We start from the raw sequence: 22294 nt of genomic DNA, 5'->3' as shown, positions 1-22294 counted from the left end.
CCTATATATCGAGGCAATCGGGGCTCTTCGCGGAGCCTGCCGGGAGATGTTTCCGAGGATCACGATGCCGACCTCCCCGCCCGATTCCGAGAAGCGGTCGAACCGCCCGCCCGTCGCACGCGCCCGGCCCGTCCTGGTGCGCGCGGTATCCACTCGCCGGTGTCGAACAAGAGGAACAACATGAAATTCCGTCATTCCCTGCTGTCGGTGTCCATCGCATCCGCGCTTGCCCTCCTCTCGCAACAGGCCGCGCAGGCGGCCGACACAACCGACGTGAAGGTCGGCTTCGCCGCGCCGCTCACGGGCGTGAACGCCGGCTACGGCAAGGATCTGCAAAACGGTGTCCAGCTCGCGCTCGACGATGCGGCCGCGCAGAAGGTGCAGATCGCCGGCAAGCCCGCCCGCTTCAATCTCGTCGTGCAGGACGACCAGGCCGACCCGCGCATCGGCGTGCAGGCCGCGCAGGCGCTCGTCGACCAGAACGTGTCGGTCGTGGTCGGTCACTTCAATTCGGGGACGACGATCCCGGCGTCGGTGGTCTACGACAAGGCCGGCATTCCGGTGATCGACCCGGCCGCGACCAACCCGACGCTCACGTCGCGCGGGCTCGCGAACATGTTCATGGTGATCGCGACCGACGGCCAGAATGCGGGCAACGCGGGCAAGTACGCGGTCGAGGTGACGAAGGCGAAGCGCATTGCGATCATCGACGACCGCACCGCGTTCGGCCAGGGCGAGGCCGACGAATTCGAGAAGGCCGTGAAGGCCGCGGGCGGCAACCTCATCGGCCGCGAGTTCACCAACAACCAGGCGGTCGATTTCCGCGCGCAGATCACGAGCCTGAAGGCCAAGAATCCCGACCTGATCTTCTTCGGCGGCCTCGATTCGCTCGCCGCGAACTTCATCAAGCAGATGCGCCAGCTCGGGCTGAATGCGCAGTTCGTCGGCGGCGGCGGCGTGAAGGACAACGAGTTCATCAAGATCGCGGGCCCGGCCGCCGAAGGCGCGATGGCATGGGAATACGGCCGTCCGCTCGACGAGTTGCCGCAGGGCAAGGATTTCGAGGCACGCTTCAAGAAGCGCTTCGGCGTCGACGTGCTGTCGTATGCGCAGTTCGGCTATGACGCGGCGTGGGCGGCGATCAAGGCGATGCAGGCGGCCAACTCGACCGACCCGAAGGCCTATCGCCCGGCGCTCAAGAAAATCGACTTCGAAGGCGTGACCGGCCGCATCTCGTTCGCGAACGACGGCTCGCTGAAGAGCGGGATGTCGACGCTGTATCACGTGAAGAATGGCGCGTGGAAGACGATCGTGACGAAGGGAGGCTGATCGGCGACGGAGGCGGCCGGCGGCGGAAACGCCGCCTCGCCGCTGAGACCGGCGCGGCCCGCACCGATCTCGTATGACGACTGATGTTGAAGCGATTCGAGGCAGGCCCGCCGCCGCGCGGACCCCACGCCCCGGCCAGCGGTCAGCCGGCCTCGGCCTCCGCCGCCTCGTGTGCGCGGCGTAGCCGCTCGCGACTGTTCGTAAGGTGCGTGCGCATCGCGGCGCGGGCCGCTTCCGGGTCGTGGCGCGCGATCGCCTCGTAGATGTCCTCGTGCTCGTGGTTCAGCCGGCCCACGTAACGCTCGAGGTCGTCGCCGGCAAAGCGCGCCGAGTTCACACGCGTGCGCGGGATGATCGACGTGCCGAGCTGCGTCATGATGTCGACGAAATAGCGGTTGCCGGTGGATTGCGCGATCTGCAGGTGGAACTGGAAGTCGAGCTGCGCGGTGTCGCGGCCGCCGCCCGCGCCCGTCGCGATCGCGTCGAGCGCGCGCCGCAGCGCGGCGAGGTCGGCATCGTTCGCGCGCTGCGCGGCCAGGCTCGCGCACTCGCTTTCGAGGCTGATGCGCAGCTCCAGCACCGCGAGCACGTCGCGCAGCGTCGTGATCGTCGCGGGATCGATGCCGAGCGTCTGGCGGCGCGACGGCTCCAGCACGAAGCTGCCGATGCCGTGGCGCGTCTCGACGAGGCCGCTCGCCTGCATCCGCGAGATCGCCTCGCGCACGACCGTGCGGCTCACGCCCTGCGCCGCCATGACTTCGGTTTCGGTCGGCAGCTTGTCGCCGGGACGCAGCGTGCCGTTTTCGATCTGCGCGGTCAGCGCGTCGACGACATCTTGTGCGAGGCTGCGTGCGCGACGGCGCGGCGCTGCGGGAAGCGTAGGCACGGACATGTGGCCGGTTCCTTTTTGAATGATCGTAATGTGAGCCGAGGGTTTACGCGGGGTTTGAGCGAAAGCCGATGATTCATTATACTGCGTCACAAGTCATCCGACGACTGATGATCGGCGCACGGATCTCCTGTCGACTCAGGTCGGCCGTTCAGCACCGTCCCGGTCCCGTGCGTGACAATCGGGCCGCGTTCGCGTTTCGCGCGCCGCCGGCCCGGTTGCCGCTTTCACCCCCGTTTCGGGTTGCGTCGACATGCGGGCCTTGCGCGCCGCGCACGTCGGTTGTCGAATGATCGCACCTCCCGCCGCGCGCGGCAAAGCTTTTGCCGCACGGCATCGCCCACTCTCTCGCCATCGCCGCCCATGAACGCCGTCACTGCCTCGCCCTCCCCCGACACGCCGCGCATCGTCGACCTGCAAGCGATTCCGGTCGCCGGCCACGACAGCATGCTGCTCAACCTGAGCGGCGCGCACGGCCCGTTCTTCACCCGCAACCTCGTGATCCTGAAGGACAGCGCGGGTCGCACGGGCGTCGGCGAAGTGCCGGGCGGCGAAAGCATCCGCCGCACGCTCGACGACGCGCGCGCGCTCGTCGTCGGCCAGCCGGTCGGCAACTATCATGCGGTGCTCAACGACGTGCGGCGCACCTTCGCCGACCGCGACGCGAGCGGCCGCGGGCTGCAGACCTTCGACCTGCGCACGACGATCCACGCGGTCACCGCGCTCGAGGCCGCGCTGCTCGACCTGCTCGGCCAGCATCTCGGCGTGCCGGTCGCCGCGCTGCTCGGCGAAGGCCAGCAGCGCGAGCGTGTCGAGATGCTCGGCTACCTGTTCTACATCGGCGATCGCACGAAGACGGCGCTGCCCTATCGCGACGGCCGCGGCGCGACCGACGACTGGACGCGCGTGCGCGACGAAGCCGCGCTGACGCCCGAAGCCGTCGTGCGGCTCGCCGAAGCCGCGCATGCGCGCTACGGCTTCAACGACTTCAAGCTGAAGGGCGGCGTATTCGAAGGGGCAAGCGAGATCGAGGCCGTGACGGCGCTCGCCGAGCGCTTCCCCGACGCGCGCGTGACGCTCGATCCGAACGGCGCATGGTCGCTCGACGAGGCCGTGCGGCTGTGCCGCGACCAGCATCACGTGCTCGCGTACGCGGAAGATCCCTGCGGCGCGGAGAACGGTTACTCGGGCCGCGAGGTGATGGCCGAATTCCGCCGCGCGACGGGGCTGCCGACGGCGACCAACATGATCGCGACCGACTGGCGGCAGATGGGCCATGCGGTGCAGCTGCACGCCGTCGACATCCCGCTCGCCGATCCGCACTTCTGGACGATGCAGGGCTCGGTGCGGGTCGCGCAGATGTGCCGCGACTGGGGCCTCACGTGGGGTTCGCATTCGAACAACCACTTCGACGTGTCGCTCGCGATGTTCACGCACGTCGCGGCCGCGGCGCCGGGCCAGGTCACCGCGATCGATACGCACTGGATCTGGCAGGACGGCGAACGGCTGACGCGCGAGCCGCTGAAGATCGAGAACGGGCTGGTGGACGTGCCGAAGCGGCCGGGGCTCGGCATCGACATCGACATGGATGCGGTCGCGCTCGCGCACGAGCTGTACAAGCAGCACGGCCTCGGCGCCCGCGACGACGCGGCGGCGATGCAGTATCTGATTCCGGGCTGGACGTTCAACAACAAGCGCCCGTGCCTCGTGCGCTGAGCACGGACCGACCGGGCGGCAACGTCGCCCGGTCACGCCCGGGCGGCCGCCTCTAGCCGGGGATCACTGACCGGGCGTCCCTGACCGGGCGTCCCTAACCGGGCGTCCCTAGCCAGCCGCACCTAGCCGGCCGCGCCAATCCCCCGCGCCATCCCCGACGCGGCGAACACGATGACGATCACCAGCACCGCCTGCCAGTGGCCGATCCGCACATAGGTGCGCGCACGGCCGATATCGGGCATCTGCTGCCGCCGCGCGGCGACACGCCAGCGGATCAGCCCCAGCATCGGCACGACCTCGAGCAGCAGGATCAGCACGAGCGCGGTCATCTTCAGGTGAAAGAGCGGTTCGTGCAGGTAGTACGCGGTCCCTTTTTCGAAACCGCCGAACGCACGCGCGAGGCCTGTCGCGATCAGGACGAGCGCGGACAGCCCCCAGAGCGCATCCGCCTTGAACACGCCGGGCAAATCGGCCGCCTGCGCCGACGCGACGAGCCGGCGCAACGCGCGGTTACGCGCCGCGATCGCGGCAAACGCGACGCCGAACGCACTCAGGTGGATGGCAGCCAGCAACCAACGGACGATCATCGCGCCTCCTTGTCGCCCGCGTCCGTGCGCGGGCCGTGTCAGACGATTTGCTTGAGCGCCGCGTCGAGCGCGAGCACCGCGACGCGGTCGCCTTCGGTCGCGAGCGGCGTGCGCATCACGATCTGCCGGTTGTGGCCGACAGCCGCCGGCGAATCCCACAGCAGCTCCACCTTCGGTCGATTGAACAGGCTGCCGCGACGCGGCGGCACGACCGCCGGCTGCGCGCCTTGCACGCCCTGTTCGCCCGCGGCGGGCGCCGCGCGGCCGGGCCAGCGCACCGACAGTTCGCGCGCGTCGTACTGGCCGACCTTGCGGCTTTCCATCCAGACGATCGCGGTGCGCGTCAGCATGTCGAGCGAGATCGCATACCGGCCGACCGCGAAGCGGCGCGCGGCCACGTTGGTCCGCCAAAGCGGCCGCGGCCGGCAGATCCACACGATCGCCGCGTACAGCGCCGGCGCGGCGACGAGCCAGCCGTTGGTGGCCGTCACCGCGTGCAGCGCGCGGCGCCAGCCGGCCGCCCACGTGAAGGCGCCGATCGACCACACCGCGAACAGGAAACCGATCAGCGCGAACGCGCGCAGCGCCTGGCGCAGCCACTGCGGCAGCGGATGGAACGGCCGCTCGGCCCGTGCGGCGGCACCCGGCAACGCGAGCAGCAGGAAGATCAGGATGAGGTAGATGAATGCCCACGGCGACGACACCATCGCCGACAGCGACGAGCGATAGCCCATCTGGGACATCGAGAACAGCCAGCGCGCGAGCAGCACGAGACCGATCGCGCGCAACGCGAAGATCACACCGGCGCCGGGGGCCGGCGCTGCGCGCGTGGTTTTCGTTCTCGCCAAGACTGCTCTCCTCTGGATATTCGTACCGGGCCGGATTTCACGGCACGGCCATTATAGGGACATTACCGTCTGGACAGACGGCCGGATGGCGTGCCGGGCCGCTTCGAAGCCGGTTCGCGGCGCCGGGCGCGGCGAGAATACAACACATCCGCGCCGCGGATGTGACAACGCCCCGCCGGAAGACCCGGACGGGGCGTCGTACGGTCGCGCGCCGCCGTGCGGCGGCGGCCCGCAATCAGCTTGCGTTGACTTCGCGGAGCACCGTGCGGCGCTTCTGGCGCAGCAGTTCCTCGTAGCCCTTCACGTAGTTCTGCGCCATCACCTTCGACGAGAAACGGGCTTCGAACGCGGCGCGAACCTTCTCGCGCGGCAGCGTATCGAGGCGCTTGAGCGCGGCGACGGCCGACAGTTCGTCTTCGACGACGAAGCCCGACACGCCGTTGTCGATCACTTCCGGCACCGAGCCGCGCTTGAACGCGATCACCGGCGTGCCGCAGGCCATCGCCTCGATCATCACCAGGCCGAACGGCTCCGGCCAGTCGATCGGGAACAGCAGCGCGTGCGCGTTGCCGAGGAATTCGGTCTTTTCGGCTTCGCTGATTTCACCGATGTACTCGACGTGCGGCAGCGCGAACAGCGGCTTGATCTTCTCTTCGTAGTACGCGCGGTCGGCCTTGTCGAGCTTCGCGGCGATCTTGATCGGCAGGCCGGCCTGCTCGGCGATGCGGATCGCGGTGTCGACGCGCTTTTCCGGCGAGATGCGGCCGAGGAACGCGAGGTAGCTCGGCTTCACGTTCGGGATCGGCGTCAGCAGGTTTTCCGGCAGGCCGTGATACACGGTCGACAGCCAGTTCGCCTGCGGCAGCGGGATGCGCTGGTTGTCGGAGATCGACACGACCGGCACGTCGCTGAATGCGTTGAAGATCGGCTGCAGCTCCGGCAGGTCGAGACGGCCGTGCATCGTCGTCAGATGCGGGACCGGCTGGCGCGAGAACAGCGAGAACGGGTAGTAGTCGATGTGGCAGTGCAGGACATCGAACTCTTCCGCGCGGCGGCGCACCTGCTCGAGGAGCAGCATGTGCGGGGCCATCACGTCGCGGATGGTCGGGTCGAGGCGCAGCGCCTGCGGCCAGCACGCTTCGAGCTTCGCGGAGGTCTGCGAATCGCCGCTCGCGAAGAGCGTGACGTCATGCCCCATCTCGACGAGTGCTTCGGTGAGGTAGGACACCACTCGCTCGGTACCGCCGTACAGTTTCGGGGGCACCGCTTCATGCAACGGAGCGATTTGGGCGATTCGCATGCGTAACTCCTAAAAAATCGGCAAAAAACCAGGTATGGGTCGGCAACCTGCCGGGGGCCGGGATGCATGTCGTCCGAAAGCCGGACGAATCAGCCTGCCGGGGCGTCGAACCCGCGCTGCTCAAGGAGCGTCGTCGACGCGACAGGCATAGAACGTTTGAAACGAAGACCCGTTGACAGGGGTTCGTAAAAAACCTGGAATCGAACCCGGAGCCGATTATCTAGGGTTAATCCCGATACGGCGCACGACATTTCAAACTCTTTACTTTGTTACAAAGGCGCAACACTTTGCAACCCGCGGACTCGGGCGTCCGTTCTAGAGTGGAAGGCCGTTTTGGCGATCCTCGTTAACCCGCAGCTGCCGGCAGCGTGATTCCGGCACACGCGGCAGGACGGGATGCCGGATTTTATCTCAAAATCGAACGCGAGCCCCTGGCCAAGGCAAGATTCGCGCAGCGCGACGCGCGGCCTTGTTTACAATGCCGGATTATTCAGTCCGAGCGCGCCGGCCTGCGATCCAGCCGCCACGCTCAATCACCGAATCACCGCACGCATATTTTGGAATCTCTCACCCCTGCCCAGCGCAACGCCCACAACGCGAAGCTGTCGAGCTACGCGCATCGGCCGATCGCGTTCCTGTTCCGCTACATCCGCCTCCATCCGGTCGCCCACCTGGTGGTGCTCTGCAGCGTGCTGGCCGCCGTCGGCTGCGCGCTCGGCTCCCAATATGCGATCAAGCACCTGATCGACGTGCTGGCGACCGGGCGGCATCATCCCGGCCCGCTGTGGAGCGCGTTCGCGCTGCTCGTCGGCCTGATCGCGGCCGACAACCTGCTGTGGCGCGTCGGCGGCTGGGTCGCCGCGCACACGTTCGTCGCGGTCACCGGCGACCTGCGGCGCGACCTGTTCCAGTACCTGATCGGCCATTCGCCGACGTATTACTCGGAGAAGCAGCCGGGCACGCTCGCCAGCCGCATCACGGCCACGTCGAACGCGGTCTACACGTCGGAGAACACGATGGCGTGGAACGTGCTGCCGCCGTGCATCGCGGTGATGGGCGCGATCCTGATGATCATCGTCGTCAATCCGCTGATGGCGGCCGGCCTGCTCGGCTGTTCGGCCGTGCTGTCCGTCATCCTGTTCAAGCTGGCCGGCCGCGGCTCGGCGCGCCATCACGCGTTCGCGGCGAAGGCCGCGGCGGTCGACGGCGAGCTCGTCGACGTGATCGGCAACATGGGCCTCGTGCGCGCGTTCGGGATGACGCTGCGCGAACAGAAGCGCTTCAGCGCGACGGTCAAGGCGGAGATGGATGCGCGCCAGCAAAGCCTGCTCTATCTCGAAAAGCTGCGCCTGCTGCACGCGGTGATCACCGCGATGCTGTCCGCCGGCCTGCTCGGCTGGGCGCTGTGGCTGTGGGACCAGGGCCGCGCGACGTCGGGCGACATCGTGCTCGTCAGCTCGCTCGGCTTCACGATCCTGCACGGCACGCGCGACCTCGCGGTCGCGCTCGTCGACGTCACGCAGCACGTCGCACGCCTGTCCGAAGCGGTGAAGACGCTGCTCGAACCGCACGGGATGCCGGACCGTTCCGACGCGCAACCGCTGTCGGCCACGGGCGGCCGCGTCGACTTCGAGCGCGTGACGTTCGCGTACCCGCACCGCCGCGCGATCCTCGACCATTTCGACCTCCATATCGAGCCGGGCCAGCGCGTCGGCCTGATCGGCAAGTCGGGCGCCGGCAAGTCGACCGTGCTGGCGCTCCTGCAGCGCTTCTACGACACGCAGGACGGTGTCGTGAAGATCGACGGCCAGGACGTGAAGGGCATCACGCAGGACAGCCTGCGCCATGCGATCGCGCTGGTGCCGCAGGACATCTCGCTGCTGCACCGGACGATCTACGACAACATCGCGTACGGCCGCCCCGACGCGACCCGCGAGGAAGTGCTCGCCGCGGCGCGCGACGCGCGCTGCGCGGAATTCATCGAGGCGATGCCGGAAGGCTATGACACGATCGTCGGCGACCGCGGCGTCAAGCTGTCGGGCGGCCAGCGCCAGCGCATCGCGATCGCGCGCGCGATCCTGAAGGATGCGCCGATCCTGCTGCTCGACGAAGCGACGTCGGCGCTCGACAGCGCGTCCGAGGAAGCGATCCAGAGCGCGCTCGACCGCCTGATGGTCGGCCGCACGGTGATCGCGATCGCGCACCGCCTGTCGACGCTGCGCAACTTCGACCGCATCATCGTGATGAGCAACGGCAAGGTGATCGACGACGGCCCGCCCGACGTGCTGCGCAACCGTCCCGGCCTGTACCGCGACCTGCTCGCGAAGCAGCACGGCCGCCATCACGCGGCGCCCGCCGACGGCAACACGCCCACCGGCGAACGCGTGGCCTGACGCGCCGGCATACCGCCGACGAAAAAGCCGCCTTGCTTGCGCACGGCGGCTTTTTCTATTGCAGCGGGTGCAATCCGGTCAGACCTGCTGCAAATCGCGCAGGAAATTGTCCCGCCACACCGACACGTTGTTCTCGCGAAGCTGCGCGATCATGTCCGCGTAGCGCGCACGCCGCTCGGCGAGCGGCATCGTCAATGCCTGCGACAGCGCATCGGCCATCCCGTCGATATCGATCGGATTGACGATCAGCGCGCCGGTAAGCTCGCGTGCGGCGCCCGCGAAGCGCGACAGCACCAGCACGCCCGGATCGTCCGGATTCTGCGCGGACACGTACTCCTTCGCGACGAGGTTCATCCCGTCGCGCAGCGGCGTCACGAAGCCCACGCGCGCGAGCCGGTACAGCGCGGCCAGCAGCTGGCGGTCGTACTGGCGGTGAATGTAGAGGATCGGCGCCCAGTCGAGTTCCGCGTAGCGCCCGTTGATGCGCCCCGATTCCGCCTCGAGCTGCAGGCGGATGTCCTGGTATGCGCGCAGGTCCGCGCGCGTCGACGGCGCGATCTGCAGGAACGACACGCGGTTGCGAATCGACGCCTGGTGCTCGAGCAGCTTCTCGAAGGCCCGGAAGCGCTCGACGAGCCCCTTCGAATAATCGAGCCGGTCGACGCTCATGATCAGTTGCCGCCCGCGTAGCGACGTCGCGAGCGTACGCACCGCCTTGCCGTTTTCGCCCGCCTGCGCGAGCGACGCGATCTCGTCCGGATACACGCCGATCGGATAGGCGGCCGCGCGCAGCGTCTGGCCGAACGCATGCACGCTTACCGTATTCCCGTCGCGCTCGACGTCGCCGCCCGCCTCGAACTCGACGTAGTCGCAGAACGCGCGCAGGTCGGGCTCGGTCTGGAAGCCGAGCAGATCGAACGCGCACAGCGACTCGACGAGCTCGCGGTGCGGCGGCACGTTGACGAGCACCTGCGCGGCCGGAAACGGGATGTGCAGGAAGAAGCCGATGCGGTTCTTCACGCCGGCGTCGCGCAGCGCGCGCGCGAACGGAATCAGGTGATAGTCGTGCACCCAGATCACGTCGTCGTCCTGCAGCAGCGGCACGAGCTGCTGCGCGAGCCACACGTTGACGCGGCGGTAGCCGTCGAATTCGTGGCGATCGTACTGGATCAGGTCCGCGCGGTAATGGAACGCGGGCCACAGCGTCGCGTTCGAGAAACCGCGGTAATACTGGTCGTAATCGCGGCGCGACAGCCCGACGGTCGCGAACGTCACGGGCCCGCGCTCCTCGATGCGGATCTGCGGCTGCGGCGCGCCGGACGCGACCACGTCGCCGCTCCAGCCGAACCACATGCCGCCGGTTTCCTTCAGCGCGTCGTAGACGCCGATCGCGAGGCCGCCCGCCGCCGGTTCGCCTTCCGAGATCGGCGCGACGCGGTTTGAAACGATGATGAGCCGGCTCATGCGTGCGGCTGCCCCGCGCCGAGCCAGCGTGCGATCTGCTCATGCAGGGCATCGACCGAATCGAGCCGCATGCGCGCGGACGTCTCGCCCGCGCCGACCTTGATCGACAGGCCGCCGCGCGCATTGACCACCGCGAAGCCCTTCTCGTCGGTCAGGTCGTCGCCCGCGAACAGCGGCACGCGGCCCGCAAACGGCGGCTCGTCGAGGAACGCGGCCAGCGCGCGGCCCTTGTCGACGCCCTTCGGCTTGATCTCGAACACCATCTTGCCCGGTTGCAGCACGTACGCATCCGCATAGTCGGCGACGAGGCGCTCGGCCGCCTCGCGCGCCACCGCCTCGCGCTCGGGCGCATTGCGAAAGTGCAGCGCGACAGCCGCGCCCTTGATTTCGAGCAACATGCCCGGATGGCGGTCGACCACGTCGGCAAGCTCGCGCTCGATGCGCAGCAGGCGTTCGTCGTTGAAGCCGATGCGCTGCGTGTCGCCGTTCGCGTCGCGGCGCTCCGCGCCGTGCAGGCCGGCGATCGGCAGGTCGGGCATCTTCAGGAACGTGTCGAGGTTGTCGATGCCGCGCCCGGACACGATCGCGACCGCGCCGTGCGAGCGGCGCGACAATTCGTCGAGCAGCGTCAGCAGCGACGGCGGAACGCGAATGCTGTCGGGCGTCGGCGCCAGCTCGACGAGCGTGCCGTCGAAGTCGAAGAAGAACGCGGTATCGGTCAGGGACAGGGAAGCCGGAACGGATTGCATCGATTCGATAGTCTGAGGGCCGGCCGGCACACGCCGGCCGCCGCTGCGCGAATGGAGTTGTGCGCATCTTACCGCGCCTGCGCCCCCAGATGGGCGAAACCGGGGCAGCGCGAACCTCGCGCCGCCCCACCGCGTCAACTGCGACATATTGCCCCGCTGGCCGGCACCGTACCGGTTTCAAAAGGACGCAGGCGCGCGAATTGCGCTACAGTCGCAACCGCCTGCCGCGCGACGCATGGCATCGCGCCGGCCGGTCACCCATTTCGCCCGATCGAGCCCAGGATGCCGTCTCGCCTCTCCCGCCTCATCCGCAGGTCCGCGGCCCTCGCCGCCGCCGTGGCGCTCGCCGCGTGCACGCGCGACGAGCCGCGCTGGAACCTGACCAACGTCACCGGCCACCTGCCCGACCTGTCGTTCAGGCTGACGGGCGGCGACGGCCGTCCCGTCGACGCCGATGCGTTCCGCGGCCGGGTCGCGCTCGTCTACTTCGGCTACACGCACTGCCCCGATGTCTGCCCCGAAACCTTGGCGCGGCTGATGGACGTGCTCGCGAAGCTCGGCCCCCGGGCGGACAACGTGCGCATCCTGTTCGTATCGGTCGATCCCGCGCGCGATACGCCGCAGGCGATGCAGTCCTATGTCGCCGCGTTCGACCCCGCGCATGCGCGCGGGCTGACCGGCACCGACGGCCAGATCGAGTCGCTCGCCAAGCGCTATCGCGTCGCGTACCAGATAGAAAAACGCGATCCGTCCGGCGGCTACGAAGTCACGCACAGCTCGGCCGTCTACATCTTCGACGCGACCGGCCGCGCACGCCTGCTCGCGACCGATCGCGATTCGCCCGACGCCATCGCCGCCGATGTGCGCCGGATCATCGACACCGCCTCCACGACCTGAACCGCGCCATGAACACGAAAACGACACTCAAGACGCTCGCCCTCCTCGCCGCGCTGTGCGCCGGCGCCCACGCCTATGCCGCCGGCGCGATCAGCGCGCAGAACGCGTGGGTGCGCTGGCTGCCGAACAAGCTGCCCGCCGGCGGCTACGTGACGCTCGTGAACACCGGCGACAAGCCGATCGACCTCGTCGACGTCGACAGCCCCGACTACGGGATGGCGATGCTGCACCAGACGGTATCGAACGGCTCGACGCAGAAGATGGAAATGGTCGACAAGCTGACGATCCCCGCGCGCGGCAAGGTCGACATCGCGCCGGGCGGCTATCACTTCATGCTGGAGGAGCCGAAGCACGCGATCAAGCCGGGCGACACCGTGCACCTGCGCCTGAAATTCTCCGACGGCGAAACGGTCGATGCGCCGTTCGCCGTGAAATCGCCGGCCAAGGCGAAGTGATGCGCGCGCGATGAACCTCCTGTACTGGCTCGATCCGTGGGAACCGTCGCCGACCGTGGTCATCGCGGTGCTGACGGCCGCCGTGCTGTTCGCGCGCGGCGTGAAGAAGGCGAAGGTGTCGCCGCTGCGGCAGTTCTCGTTCTGGTTCGGGCTGACGGCGCTCTACATCGCGCTGCATACGCGGCTCGACTATTTCTTCGAGCACGAATTCTTCCTGCATCGCGCGCAGCACCTCGTGCTGCACCACCTCGGGCCGTTCTTCATCGCGCTGTCCTATCCGGGCGCGGCGATCCGCGCGGGCATTCCGTTCCGCTGGCGGCAGCGCTTCGTGCGCCCCGCGCTCGCGTGGGCGCCGGTGCGCGCGACGCTCGACGTGGTGTTCCATCCGGTCGTCGCGGTCGTGCTGTTCGTCGGGCTGATCTATTTCTGGCTGCTGTCGCCGATCCACTTCATCGCGATGCTCGACTGGCGCCTCTATCGCGTGATGAACTGGAGCATGGTGATCGACGGGCTGCTGTTCTGGTGGCTCGTCGTCGATCCGCGTCCCGCGCCGCCCGCGCGGCTGTCGCCGGGCCGCCGGATCCTGATCGTCGTCGCGGCGATCCCGCCTCAGATCGCGCTCGGCGCGCTGATCTTCTTCACGCCGCACGAGCTGTATCCGATCTACTCGATCTGCGGCCGCGCGTTCACGTGGCTGAGCCCGATGCGCGACCAGCAGATCGGCGGCCTGCTGCTGTGGATTCCCGGCTCGATGATGAGCGTGATCGGCGCGCTGATCGCGCTGCGGCACTGGCTGCGGCTGTCCGCGCGCGGGCGCCTGATCGGCGAACGGGCCGCGCAGCCTGCGGACGAGCCGCCGGTCGCACGCGCCGCGCACTGACCGCCGCGGCGCGCGTCACGCGCGCGCGCGGCTCATCCACACGTGCGGAATGCCGTCCTCGTCGTGCACGTCCGAACTCGGCGTGAAGCCGAATGCCCCGTAGAAACGCTGCAAGTGGGCCTGCGCATGCAGGCTCACCTGCGTTTCCGGCCACTGCGCACGGATATGCTCGAGCGCGCGCGACAGCAGCCCGTTGCCGAGGCCCGCGCCGCGAAACGCGGCGGTCGTCAGCACGCGGCCGATGCGCACGTCGGTATGCTGCGCGTCGGGCAGCAGCACGCGCAGATAACCGGCCAGGCGGCCGGCCGGATCGAAGGCCGCCAGATGCCACGCGGCCTGATCCGCATCGTCGATGTCGCGATACACGCAGTTCTGTTCGACGACGAAGACGGCGCTGCGCGCTTCGAGGATCGAATAGATTTCGCGCGCCGTCAGCGCGTCGAAGGGTTTCCAGCGCCAGTCGAGATCGGCGGTGCTCGGAAGTGCGGCGGGTGCGGATGCGTTCATGTGCGGTCCTGATTCGGGCGCGCCGGCCGGCGCGCGGCAACCGTCGATTATGCCCCGAAGCGCGTATCGCGCGCGACTGCCTGCCCGCACGCGAAAAAAGCCCCGCATCGCGCGGGGCCTGCCCGTCATGCCGTCATGCCGTCATGCCGGCATCCGACCGAAGCGGCCGTTGTTGAAGTCCTCGATCGCGGTGCGAATCTCCGCTTGCGAGTTCATCACGAACGGGCCGTAACCGACGACCGGCTCGTCGATCGGCTCGCCGCTCAGGATCAGCAGCTTCGCGTCGCCGTTCGCCTCGATCTCGACGTCTCGGCCGTCGCGGCCGAGTTGCACGAACTGCGCTTCGCGCGCCACCGTCTCGCCGTTCACCTGCACGGTGCCGCTCAGCACGACTACCGCGAGCGTCCGCCCTTCGGCGATCGGGAACCGCGCGTGGCCACCCGCCACGAGCCGCACGTCCCACACGTCGATCGGCGTGTGCGTGCGGGCCGGGCCGCGCCGCCCGTCGAGTTCGCCGGCGATGATCCGGGCCCGCCCCGCGCCGTCCGGCAGCTCGACCACCGGGATATCGGCGTTCAGCAGCGTCTGGTAGCCCGGCGCGCCCATCTTGTCCGCGGCGGGCAGGTTCACCCACAGCTGCACCATCTCGAGCGGGCCGCCCCGCTTCGTGAACGCCTCCGAGTGGAATTCCTCGTGCAGGATCCCGCTCGCGGCCGTCATCCACTGCACGTCGCCCGGGCCGATCGTGCCGCCCGCGCCGGTCGAGTCGCGGTGCGCGACTTCGCCGTCGTAGACGATCGTCACCGTTTCGAAGCCGCGGTGCGGGTGCTGGCCGACCCCGCGCGGCGCCGAAGCCGGCTCGAAGTTCGCGGGGCCGGCGTAGTCGAGCAGCAGGAACGGGCTCAGATGCGCGCCGTGAGACTGGTAGCTGAACATCGAACGCACCGGGAAACCGTCGCCGACCCAATGGCCGCGCGGCGCACTGTAGACACCCTGGATCTTCTTCATTGCCCTTCTCCATATTGCGGCGAAACCCGTGTTTCGCATCCTTGAATAACAATATAGAGATGGAACGATCCATCCGGTAGACTGCCGAAATCGCACTCAGCGTTCCATTTCATGAACGATAAAGCGCGGGATCTCAACGATCTCTACTACTTCGTGCAGGTCGTCGAACACGGCGGCTTCGCGCCGGCCGGACGCGCGCTGGACATGCCGAAATCGAAGCTGAGCCGCCGCATCGCGCTGCTCGAGGCGCGGCTCGGGATGCGGCTGATCCAGCGTTCGACGCGCCGCTTCACGGTCACCGACGTCGGCCAGACCTATTACGCGCATTGCCGCGCGATGCTCGTCGAGGCCGACGCCGCCGACGAGGCGATCGCGCTGCTGCACGAGGAGCCGCGCGGCATCGTGCGCGTCAGTTGCCCGATCGTGCTGCTTGATTCGCTGGTCGGCACGATGATCGCCGCGTTCATGGCCGCCTGCCCGCGCGTCGAGATCCATCTCGAAGCGACCAACCGGCGCGTCGACGTGGTCGGCGAAGGGATCGACGTCGCGATCCGCGTGCGTCCGCCGCCGCTCGAGGACAGCGATCTCGCGCTGCGCGTGCTCGCCGAGCGCGGCCAGTGTCTCGTCGCGAGCCCCGCGCTGCTGCGCGAGCACGGCGTGCCGGCCGTTCCCGCCGATCTCGCGCGCCTGCCGAGCCTCGATCACGGCGTGCCGCAGTCCACCCACGTGTGGCGGCTGCGCGGACCCGACGGCGCGCAGGCGGAAATCCATCACCAGCCGCGCCTGGTGACGGGCGGCATGCTCGCGCTGCGCGCGGCGGCCGTCGCAGGCGTCGGCATCGTGCAACTGCCGACGATGATGGTGCGCGACGAAGTCGCACGCGGCGAACTGACGACCGTCCTGCCCGACTGGGCGCCGCGTCGCGAGATCGTGCACGCGGTGTTCGCATCGCGTCGCGGGCTGCTGCCCGCGGTCCGGGCGCTGCTCGACTTTCTGGCGGAGCGGTTCGCCGAGCTCGAACCCGACTGAGCGCACCGCGTCCCACCACATCGGGCGCTGCAGACCGCCCGCGCGTGCCGTAGACTGCGGTACGCGCAGTGCGCCGTCAGTGCGCCTTTTGACAACCCCTATCGCTTTCCCGCCATGTTCACGCTGTCCAACGACCCCACCGCCTCCAAGGCCGATCAATACGCGACGCTCGTCGAGCAGGCCCGCGCGCTCGTCGAATCCGAACGCGACCTGACCGCCAATGCGGCGAATTTCTCCGCGCTTGTCTATCACTCGCTCGATCGCCTGAACTGGGCCGGCTTCTACTTCTTCGACGGCACCGAGCTCGTGGTCGGGCCGTTCCAGGGCAAGCCCGCGTGCGTGCGGATCGCCCTCGGCAAGGGCGTGTGCGGCACGGCCGCGCAAACCCGCGAGACGCAGGTCGTGCGCGACGTGCACGACTTCCCCGGCCATATCGCGTGCGATGCTGCGTCGGAATCGGAAATCGTCGTGCCGCTGGTGGCGGGCGACGGCACGCTGATCGGCGTATGGGATGTCGATAGCCCGGTCGCCGCGCGCTTCGACGACGAAGACCGCAAAGGAATGGAAGCGCTGTGCCGCGTGTTCGTCGAACACGCGTGGCGGAAGGCGCGCGGTTGACCGTCGCTGCGCGGCAGCGCCCGCCGCCGCGAACGACACGGGCCCCGCGAAGGGGCCCGTTTCATTGCAACGCCGCGCCGCCGCATGCGGCGCGCTGGCCGCATCAGGCCGCGTCAGGCTGCGTGCGCGCCGGAAGACGCGGCGAACGCCTGCGGCGTCGCATCCTCGGTCAGCACCTCGAAGCCCGTTTCCGTCACCACGACCATGTGCTCCCACTGCGCGGACAGCGAATGGTCCTTCGTGACGACCGTCCAGCCGTCGGCCAGCACGCGCGTATCGCGCTTGCCCGCGTTGAGCATCGGCTCGATCGTGAAGATCATCCCCGGCCGCAGCGGTACGCCGGTGCCCGGGCGGCCGTAGTGCAGCACCTGCGGCTCGTCGTGATAGACGTCGCCGATGCCGTGCCCGCAATACTCGCGCACCACGCTGAACCCTTCGCGATGCGCGACCTGCTGGATCGCGTAGCCGACGTCGCCGAGCGTCGCGCCCGGACGCACCGCGCGAATGCCGGCATGCATCGCCTCGTAGGTCGCCGCGACGAGCCGCCGCGCGAGTTCGTTCGGTTCGCCGACGAAATACATGCGGCTCGTATCGCCGAACCAGCCGTCCTTGATCACCGCGATGTCGAGGTTCACGATGTCGCCGTCGCGCATCGGCCGCGACGTCGGAATGCCATGACAGACCACGTGGTTCACCGACGTGCACAGCGTCTTCGGATAGCCGTGGTAGCCGATGTTCGCGGGAATCGCACCCAGCTCGTCGACGATGTACTCGCGACAGCGCGCGTCCAGCTCGTCGGTGGTGACGCCCGGCTTCACATGCTCGGTGATCATCGTCAGCACCTGCGACGCGAGCTTCGCGGCTTCGCGCGATTTCGCGATTTCCGCGGCGCCGCGGATCGGGATTTCTCGCTTCGCCATTACGCCACCTGCTCGATGTGATGCGCGACCGGTTCCGCCGCCCTCGCGTCGCCGCCCCGCGCCTCGGCTTCGATCAACATCTTGCAGATGTCGCCGTAGGACAGCGCCGGGTTGAGTTCCGCCAGCATCCCGACGCGCAGCCAGTGTTCGGCCTGCGCGTTGATCGACCGGCTCAGCGCCGTGCTCGTCGAGCGCAGCCGTTCATGCATGTGCTCGGAAATCTTGATGATGCCCATATATCCCCAATTAAACGAAACGTAGCTGTTTCGTATATTACGCCGCACGCGACGCCCGGGCAAGCCATTCGATTCCCGCCTCGCTCGACGAGCCGCGGCGAATGCCGTTGACATCGAATTCCAGTTTGCTGGAAAATCAATCCATCATGCAAGAATCTGCGATCACCGCAGCCGACGATACCGGCATCAACGAACGCATTGCCCGGCGCGTGCGCGATCTGCGCACCGTTCGAGGCTACACGCTCGACGCGCTGGCCGCGCGCTCCGGCGTCAGCCGTTCGATGATCTCGCTCATCGAACGCGCATCGGCCAGCCCGACCGCCGTCGTGCTCGACAAGCTCGCGGCCGGCCTCGGCGTATCGCTGGCCGGGCTGTTCGGCGGCGACCGGAACGATGCGCCCGCCCAGCCGCTCGCACGGCGCGCGCAGCAGGTCGAATGGCGCGATCCGGCGTCCGGCTATGTGCGGCGCAACCTGTCGCCGGCCGGCTGGCCGTCGCCGATCCAGCTCGTCGAGGTCGATTTCCCGCCCGGCGCGCGCGTCGCGTACGACAGCGGCGGGCGCGAAAGCGCGCTGCATCAGCAGGTGTGGATCATCAGCGGCCGCGTCGACGTCACGTTCGGCGACACGCTTCACGAACTTCACGAAGGCGACTGTCTGGCCATGCGGCTCGACCAGCCGCTGATCTTCAGCAATCCGTCGTCGCATGCCGCGCGCTATGTCGTCGCGATCTGCGATGCATCCGCCGCCGTGCGGAGCGCATGATGCGTGCATCACGTGCGCAAACGGTTTAAAGCCAACAGGAAGGAACCCGCATGAATTCCCCGACACCGCGCGACGACGTGCGCCTGATCGATTGCAGCGAGGCCGACCACGCGGCGGCCATCCTCGAGATCCTGAACGACGCGATCCTGAACTCGACCGCGCTGTACGACTACCGGCCGCGCCCGCCGGAAGCGATGGTCGCGTGGTTCGCGACGAAGCGCGCGGGCGGCTTTCCGGTCATCGGCGCCGTCGACGCGGCGGGCACGCTGCTCGGCTTCGCGAGCTGGGGCACGTTCCGCGCATTTCCGGCGTTCAAGTACACGGTTGAACACAGCGTCTACGTGCGCCATGACCAGCGCGGTCGCGGGCTCGGCGAACTGCTGCTGCGCGAAGTGGTCCGGCGTGCACGCGAAGCGCAGGTGCACGTGCTGGTGGGCTGCATCGACGCGGCCAATGCCGGCAGCATCGCACTGCATACGAAGCTGGGGTTCGTGCACGCAGGCACGATCGCGGAAGCGGGATTCAAGTTCGGCCGCTGGCTCGATGCGGCGTTCTATCAGTTGAAGCTCGAGACACCGGCACAGCCGGTGGACGGGTGATCTCGCCTCGCGTGGCGGCCGTCGCACCCACCGCGACGCGGCAAAGGAAGTGCCCCGCGGGACTTTTCTCGTCCGTAAATGACAAGTCTTCGCGGAGTCACCGACGGCCCGAAACGAAAATAACTTCGACAATCCTCCGCGGGTGGGCCACCGTCAAACCGACGACTGAAAGCTGGAAACCTTGTTCCGACCGGTTGCCTTCGCGTAATACAACGCCTCGTCGGCCGCCTTGATGATCGCTCCAGGCTCGCCGTCCTGATCCGGCACCCAACTCGCCAACCCGATACTGGCGGTCACGCGCCCGTATTCGCTTCCCGCGTGCTCGAGCGCCAGTTCGTTGATCGCCGCGCGTATTCGTTCAGCAGTCTGGGCTGCCCCCGTCTCTGGTGTGTCAGGCAGCAGCACGACGAATTCCTCTCCGCCGTAGCGAGCCGCTGTATCGATCGGTCGGCGAATGTTGTCGCCGATGCAGCGCGCGACTGCAGCCAGCGCATCGTCGCCCGCCTGGTGACCATAGGTATCGTTGTAGGCCTTGAAACGATCGACATCGACGAACAGCAACGAGAAAACGGAATGGGCTCGCCGCGCACGGCGCCACTCCCGGTCCAGAACCTCGCCAAAGGTGCGGCGATTGTTGAGGCCGGTGAGCCCGTCGGTGCGAGCCAGCAGTTCGAGCTCGGATTCGGCGCGCATCCGACGCCGCAGCTGCGCGCTGAGAAATACGGATAGCGCAATGAAGGCTGCGCCGAATGTCGCGACGAGTAGACCGATCGTCGTGGCGCGGCGGCGCCACGCGGCATAAATGTCCTGCTCCGCCTCTGCGACCATGATGATCAGTGGCAGACTCGGAAAATTCTTGAAGTAGTAGAGACGGCGCACGCCGTCGATCGACGACGTTTCCGAGAACGAGCCATCGGGTGCGCGCCGGAAGCGCTGAAACGTTGCGGCCTTGCCGAGATCGCGGCCGATGGTCCGGACGTCGTACGGCTGCCGCATGATCATGATGCCGTCCTTGCCGATCAGCGATATCGAGCCATGTTGTCCCAATGACAATCCGGCGAACAGCTTGTGGAAATATTCGAGGTTGATCGCGATCAGCGCGATACCGGCAAACGAGCCATCCGGATTCGATATGCGCCGCGACAGCGCAATGCTGAGCATGCCGGCGCGCAAGCGCGACGCGAATGGGTCGCTGACATAGAGCCCCACGTTCGGGTTGTCGCGATGGACGGTGAAGTACTTGCGATCGGCAAAATTGCCCTTGCGCGGCACGTCGTTGGCCGAATCCAGAATGATGTTTCCGTCGGCATCGAGCACCAGTTGGGATCCGATGAATTGCGCCGTCATTGCATGATCGAACAACACGCCCCGCCGCAGCGCGGGCGCCGCTGCCATCACGTCGGGACGTTGCAGACCATGGATCAGCGCCTGCAAGGACAGATCGTAGAGTTCGAAGTTGCGCTCGATGTCGCGCTCGGCCATCAGGCCGAGATTGCGCGAGGTTTCGCTGGCCCGCTCCAGTGCGTCATGGCGGCTTTGGAACAGTTGCAGCACGCACAGGCCCATCAGCGCGCATGCGATCACGACACCGACTGCCACAACGAAATAAGGGGCTGCCGTCCGGGGTTGCATGAATCTCCTCGCTGCTCATTGTGCACGCCCGCACCGGGCGTGAGTGCGCATACAGGATCGGCTCGACGCATTGACGGGTGCAGCGCCAAACTGACCGAAAACCGGAAACGGCTAGAGTCTATCGAACGTGAAGCGCCGACAAAACAGTACCGGTGGCCCGCTCTTCCGAGATTATTAAATAATATGAGGAAACCATGTTCCCGACAGAATATGTGAGGCCCGCCACGGTCAGCCGGCCCGTGCGGCGACACATGCCGATCAGCGCATCATTGCACCACGCTTCCACCCTCGTGCAGTTTCGCTTCGCTGTATTTGCGGTGATCAGTTATGTCGGGACTAGCACCCGCAGGCGGGCGCCCATGCTCGGCGCACAAAAAGAAAAAGCCCTGATTTCTCAGGGCTTTTTCTTTTCTTACTTGGAGGCGCGAGCCGGAGTCGAACCGGCCTAAACGGCTTTGCAGGCCGTGGCGAAACTTGCAAATTCAATGATCTACGTTGATTAGCCACTCAAATTAGCCACTTTGCGAATGATCGGCGCAGCCCCCTAGAATGGGACGTCTACTACCGGCGAGTACTCCAGATCAACCCAATGGACGATTTGGGAAGCGCACACCGCCAACAGATCTGTTTCAGCAAGGCACCCGGCCACCGCCCATCATGCACCATCGCTGCGTCTCCTGTTGCGGAGGCGCATACGGTAGTCCGGTCCTCGGGTCGATGTGGTCATACTGCCCCGTGGGGTGTCGAGCCCTCCACGCGGCTTGATCGGCATACTGTTGCTCGATCGCGGCTTGCTCTCGTGCCAGATCGGCCTTCTGCGCATCGTCGAGTTTCTTCGTCATGGTCACGAGCCGCGCGAACTTTGGATCGCGAACATCCTGCAGGGGCGGTAACGGTGGCGCAGGCGGCATGATGAGCACAGGGCCGGTGTATTTCGGTATCGGCAACTTGGATGGTCGCCCGAACTTTGCCGCCATATTCATCTCCCACAAAGCAGCGTCCATTCCGAGCACATGTTCGTAGTCGCGATTGACAACCGCCAGCGTGACCGGCCCCGACGGCGTCGGCAATGGCTGCAGGGAAGGTGGAAGCGTCTGTCGAGCCTCGGGATAAATGGTGCGGGCATAAGCGATTGCTGCGGCGGAGTACTGCTGCAGCACTGCCTCGTACGCTTCCAGTATCTGCGCTCGACCATAGCCGCCAGGATTCTCAAACATCGGCTTATATGCCAACACTTTCTGGCTATACAACGCATTTGCATTCCGCTGCTCTGCGGCAGATCGTTGTTGAGGATCCATCGGCGCAGACGCCGATAGGGGCGCACACCCTGAAAACACGCTGGCGACAAGCAATATCCCGACTGTCGCGCGCACAAGCAACGAGCGTTGACGCGACATATCCGCGATCATCTGGTTGACCAAGGCGAGCGGCGACGAGAGTCGTGGGTTTGAAGGTGTAATCTTGTGGGCCCCTG

23 protein-coding genes are annotated in these 22294 nt (G+C 67.2%); 11 read left to right on the top strand and 12 right to left on the bottom strand.

Features of this window, described 5'->3' with window-relative positions; all coding sequences use genetic code 11:
- The first annotated feature begins 180 nt into the window (after nucleotides 1-180).
- The gene (locus CFB52_RS05750; protein ID WP_099316214.1) at nucleotides 181-1329 is read left to right on the top strand and encodes a branched-chain amino acid ABC transporter substrate-binding protein; all 1149 of its coding nucleotides are present in this window, start codon (nucleotides 181-183) and stop codon (nucleotides 1327-1329) included.
- A gap of 142 nt (nucleotides 1330-1471) precedes the next feature.
- Here the strand turns inward: CFB52_RS05750 and CFB52_RS05745 are convergent, their stop codons facing one another.
- Nucleotides 1472-2221 carry a FadR/GntR family transcriptional regulator gene (locus tag CFB52_RS05745; protein ID WP_011544971.1) on the bottom strand — a complete coding sequence of 250 codons (750 nt, stop codon included), beginning with the start codon at nucleotides 2219-2221 and terminating at the stop codon, nucleotides 1472-1474.
- 360 nt (nucleotides 2222-2581) lie between these two features.
- Here CFB52_RS05745 and gudD point away from each other — a divergent pair, with 360 nt between their 5' ends.
- Nucleotides 2582-3934 (top strand): glucarate dehydratase, encoded by a 1353-nt coding sequence (gene gudD, locus CFB52_RS05735; protein WP_099316213.1) that lies wholly within the window; start codon nucleotides 2582-2584, stop codon nucleotides 3932-3934.
- Between the two features lie 122 nt (nucleotides 3935-4056).
- Here gudD and CFB52_RS05730 read toward each other — a convergent pair whose 3' ends face one another.
- From CFB52_RS05730 to CFB52_RS05720, 3 genes are all read right to left on the bottom strand, one after another.
- The gene (locus CFB52_RS05730; RefSeq protein WP_059573975.1) at nucleotides 4057-4521 is read right to left on the bottom strand and encodes a DUF2214 family protein; all 465 of its coding nucleotides are present in this window, start codon (nucleotides 4519-4521) and stop codon (nucleotides 4057-4059) included.
- Between the two features lie 38 nt (nucleotides 4522-4559).
- Entirely contained in the window at nucleotides 4560-5369 is an 810-nt protein-coding gene (locus CFB52_RS05725; RefSeq protein WP_059573976.1) for a hypothetical protein, read from the bottom strand.
- Nucleotides 5370-5604: 235 nt separating this feature from the next.
- Complete coding sequence (locus tag CFB52_RS05720; RefSeq protein ID WP_034186533.1) at nucleotides 5605-6669, bottom strand: glycosyltransferase family 4 protein; 1065 nt, start codon at nucleotides 6667-6669, stop codon at nucleotides 5605-5607.
- A 557-nt stretch (nucleotides 6670-7226) separates the two neighbouring features.
- Here CFB52_RS05720 and CFB52_RS05715 point away from each other — a divergent pair.
- Nucleotides 7227-9062 carry an ABC transporter ATP-binding protein gene (locus tag CFB52_RS05715; protein WP_059573977.1) on the top strand — a complete coding sequence of 612 codons (1836 nt, stop codon included), beginning with the start codon at nucleotides 7227-7229 and terminating at the stop codon, nucleotides 9060-9062.
- Nucleotides 9063-9140: 78 nt separating this feature from the next.
- Here CFB52_RS05715 and otsA read toward each other — a convergent pair whose 3' ends face one another.
- Nucleotides 9141-10526: an alpha,alpha-trehalose-phosphate synthase (UDP-forming) gene (gene otsA / locus CFB52_RS05710; RefSeq protein WP_059573978.1), complete on the bottom strand. Its 1386-nt coding sequence runs from the start codon at nucleotides 10524-10526 to the stop codon at nucleotides 9141-9143.
- A complete protein-coding gene (otsB, locus tag CFB52_RS05705; RefSeq protein ID WP_059573979.1) occupies nucleotides 10523-11275 on the bottom strand; it encodes a trehalose-phosphatase in 753 nt (250 codons plus the stop codon). Before otsB ends, otsA begins: the two co-directional genes overlap by 4 nt.
- Before the next feature lie 282 nt (nucleotides 11276-11557).
- Between otsB and CFB52_RS05700 the strand changes: the two genes are divergently transcribed.
- Genes CFB52_RS05700 through CFB52_RS05690 form a run of 3 tightly spaced genes read left to right on the top strand, consistent with a single transcriptional unit; the run spans nucleotide 11558 to nucleotide 13507 of the window.
- Entirely contained in the window at nucleotides 11558-12172 is a 615-nt protein-coding gene (locus tag CFB52_RS05700; protein WP_099316212.1) for an SCO family protein, read from the top strand.
- A gap of 8 nt (nucleotides 12173-12180) precedes the next feature.
- Complete coding sequence (locus tag CFB52_RS05695) at nucleotides 12181-12627, top strand: copper chaperone PCu(A)C (RefSeq protein WP_060965769.1); 447 nt, start codon at nucleotides 12181-12183, stop codon at nucleotides 12625-12627.
- A 10-nt stretch (nucleotides 12628-12637) separates the two neighbouring features.
- A complete protein-coding gene (locus CFB52_RS05690) occupies nucleotides 12638-13507 on the top strand; it encodes a cytochrome c oxidase assembly protein (RefSeq protein ID WP_059638305.1) in 870 nt (289 codons plus the stop codon).
- A gap of 15 nt (nucleotides 13508-13522) precedes the next feature.
- Here CFB52_RS05690 and CFB52_RS05685 read toward each other — a convergent pair whose 3' ends face one another.
- Nucleotides 13523-14014, bottom strand: coding sequence for a GNAT family N-acetyltransferase (locus tag CFB52_RS05685; protein WP_099316211.1), 492 nt, complete (start codon nucleotides 14012-14014; stop codon nucleotides 13523-13525).
- A 141-nt stretch (nucleotides 14015-14155) separates the two neighbouring features.
- Complete coding sequence (locus CFB52_RS05680; RefSeq protein ID WP_099316210.1) at nucleotides 14156-15022, bottom strand: pirin family protein; 867 nt, start codon at nucleotides 15020-15022, stop codon at nucleotides 14156-14158.
- A gap of 111 nt (nucleotides 15023-15133) precedes the next feature.
- Here CFB52_RS05680 and CFB52_RS05675 point away from each other — a divergent pair, with 111 nt between their 5' ends.
- Together CFB52_RS05675 and CFB52_RS05670 are read left to right on the top strand one after the other, a co-directional pair.
- Complete coding sequence (locus tag CFB52_RS05675) at nucleotides 15134-16051, top strand: LysR family transcriptional regulator (protein ID WP_060313271.1); 918 nt, start codon at nucleotides 15134-15136, stop codon at nucleotides 16049-16051.
- A gap of 114 nt (nucleotides 16052-16165) precedes the next feature.
- Nucleotides 16166-16669: a GAF domain-containing protein gene (locus CFB52_RS05670; protein WP_059573986.1), complete on the top strand. Its 504-nt coding sequence runs from the start codon at nucleotides 16166-16168 to the stop codon at nucleotides 16667-16669.
- Nucleotides 16670-16782: 113 nt separating this feature from the next.
- On the opposite strand, the gene map is transcribed toward CFB52_RS05670, so the two are convergent.
- Together map and CFB52_RS05660 are read right to left on the bottom strand one after the other, a co-directional pair.
- A complete protein-coding gene (gene map, locus CFB52_RS05665; RefSeq protein WP_059573987.1) occupies nucleotides 16783-17589 on the bottom strand; it encodes a type I methionyl aminopeptidase in 807 nt (268 codons plus the stop codon).
- Entirely contained in the window at nucleotides 17589-17825 is a 237-nt protein-coding gene (locus CFB52_RS05660; RefSeq protein ID WP_059573988.1) for a ParD-like family protein, read from the bottom strand. The genes map and CFB52_RS05660 overlap by 1 nt, the downstream gene beginning before the upstream one ends.
- Before the next feature lie 146 nt (nucleotides 17826-17971).
- Between CFB52_RS05660 and CFB52_RS05655 the strand changes: the two genes are divergently transcribed.
- Both CFB52_RS05655 and CFB52_RS05650 read left to right on the top strand, forming a co-directional pair.
- A complete protein-coding gene (locus CFB52_RS05655) occupies nucleotides 17972-18589 on the top strand; it encodes a helix-turn-helix domain-containing protein (RefSeq protein ID WP_099316209.1) in 618 nt (205 codons plus the stop codon).
- A gap of 50 nt (nucleotides 18590-18639) precedes the next feature.
- Nucleotides 18640-19188 carry a GNAT family N-acetyltransferase gene (locus tag CFB52_RS05650; protein WP_059638291.1) on the top strand — a complete coding sequence of 183 codons (549 nt, stop codon included), beginning with the start codon at nucleotides 18640-18642 and terminating at the stop codon, nucleotides 19186-19188.
- Nucleotides 19189-19341: 153 nt separating this feature from the next.
- On the opposite strand, the gene CFB52_RS05645 is transcribed toward CFB52_RS05650, so the two are convergent.
- Nucleotides 19342-20820 (bottom strand): sensor domain-containing diguanylate cyclase, encoded by a 1479-nt coding sequence (locus tag CFB52_RS05645; RefSeq protein WP_099316208.1) that lies wholly within the window; start codon nucleotides 20818-20820, stop codon nucleotides 19342-19344.
- 194 nt (nucleotides 20821-21014) lie between these two features.
- Between CFB52_RS05645 and CFB52_RS34555 the strand changes: the two genes are divergently transcribed.
- Entirely contained in the window at nucleotides 21015-21269 is a 255-nt protein-coding gene (locus CFB52_RS34555) for a hypothetical protein (RefSeq protein ID WP_059573992.1), read from the top strand.
- 180 nt (nucleotides 21270-21449) lie between these two features.
- Here the strand turns inward: CFB52_RS34555 and CFB52_RS05640 are convergent, their stop codons facing one another.
- Nucleotides 21450-22118 carry a hypothetical protein gene (locus CFB52_RS05640; RefSeq protein ID WP_179231716.1) on the bottom strand — a complete coding sequence of 223 codons (669 nt, stop codon included), beginning with the start codon at nucleotides 22116-22118 and terminating at the stop codon, nucleotides 21450-21452.
- Between the last annotated feature and the right edge of the window lie 176 nt (nucleotides 22119-22294).

Origin of the sequence: Burkholderia sp. AU18528 (assembly GCF_002223215.2) — a bacterium.
In the GTDB taxonomy this organism is placed as follows: domain Bacteria; phylum Pseudomonadota; class Gammaproteobacteria; order Burkholderiales; family Burkholderiaceae; genus Burkholderia; species Burkholderia semiarida.
This window is presented reverse-complemented; position numbering and strand designations above follow the sequence as displayed.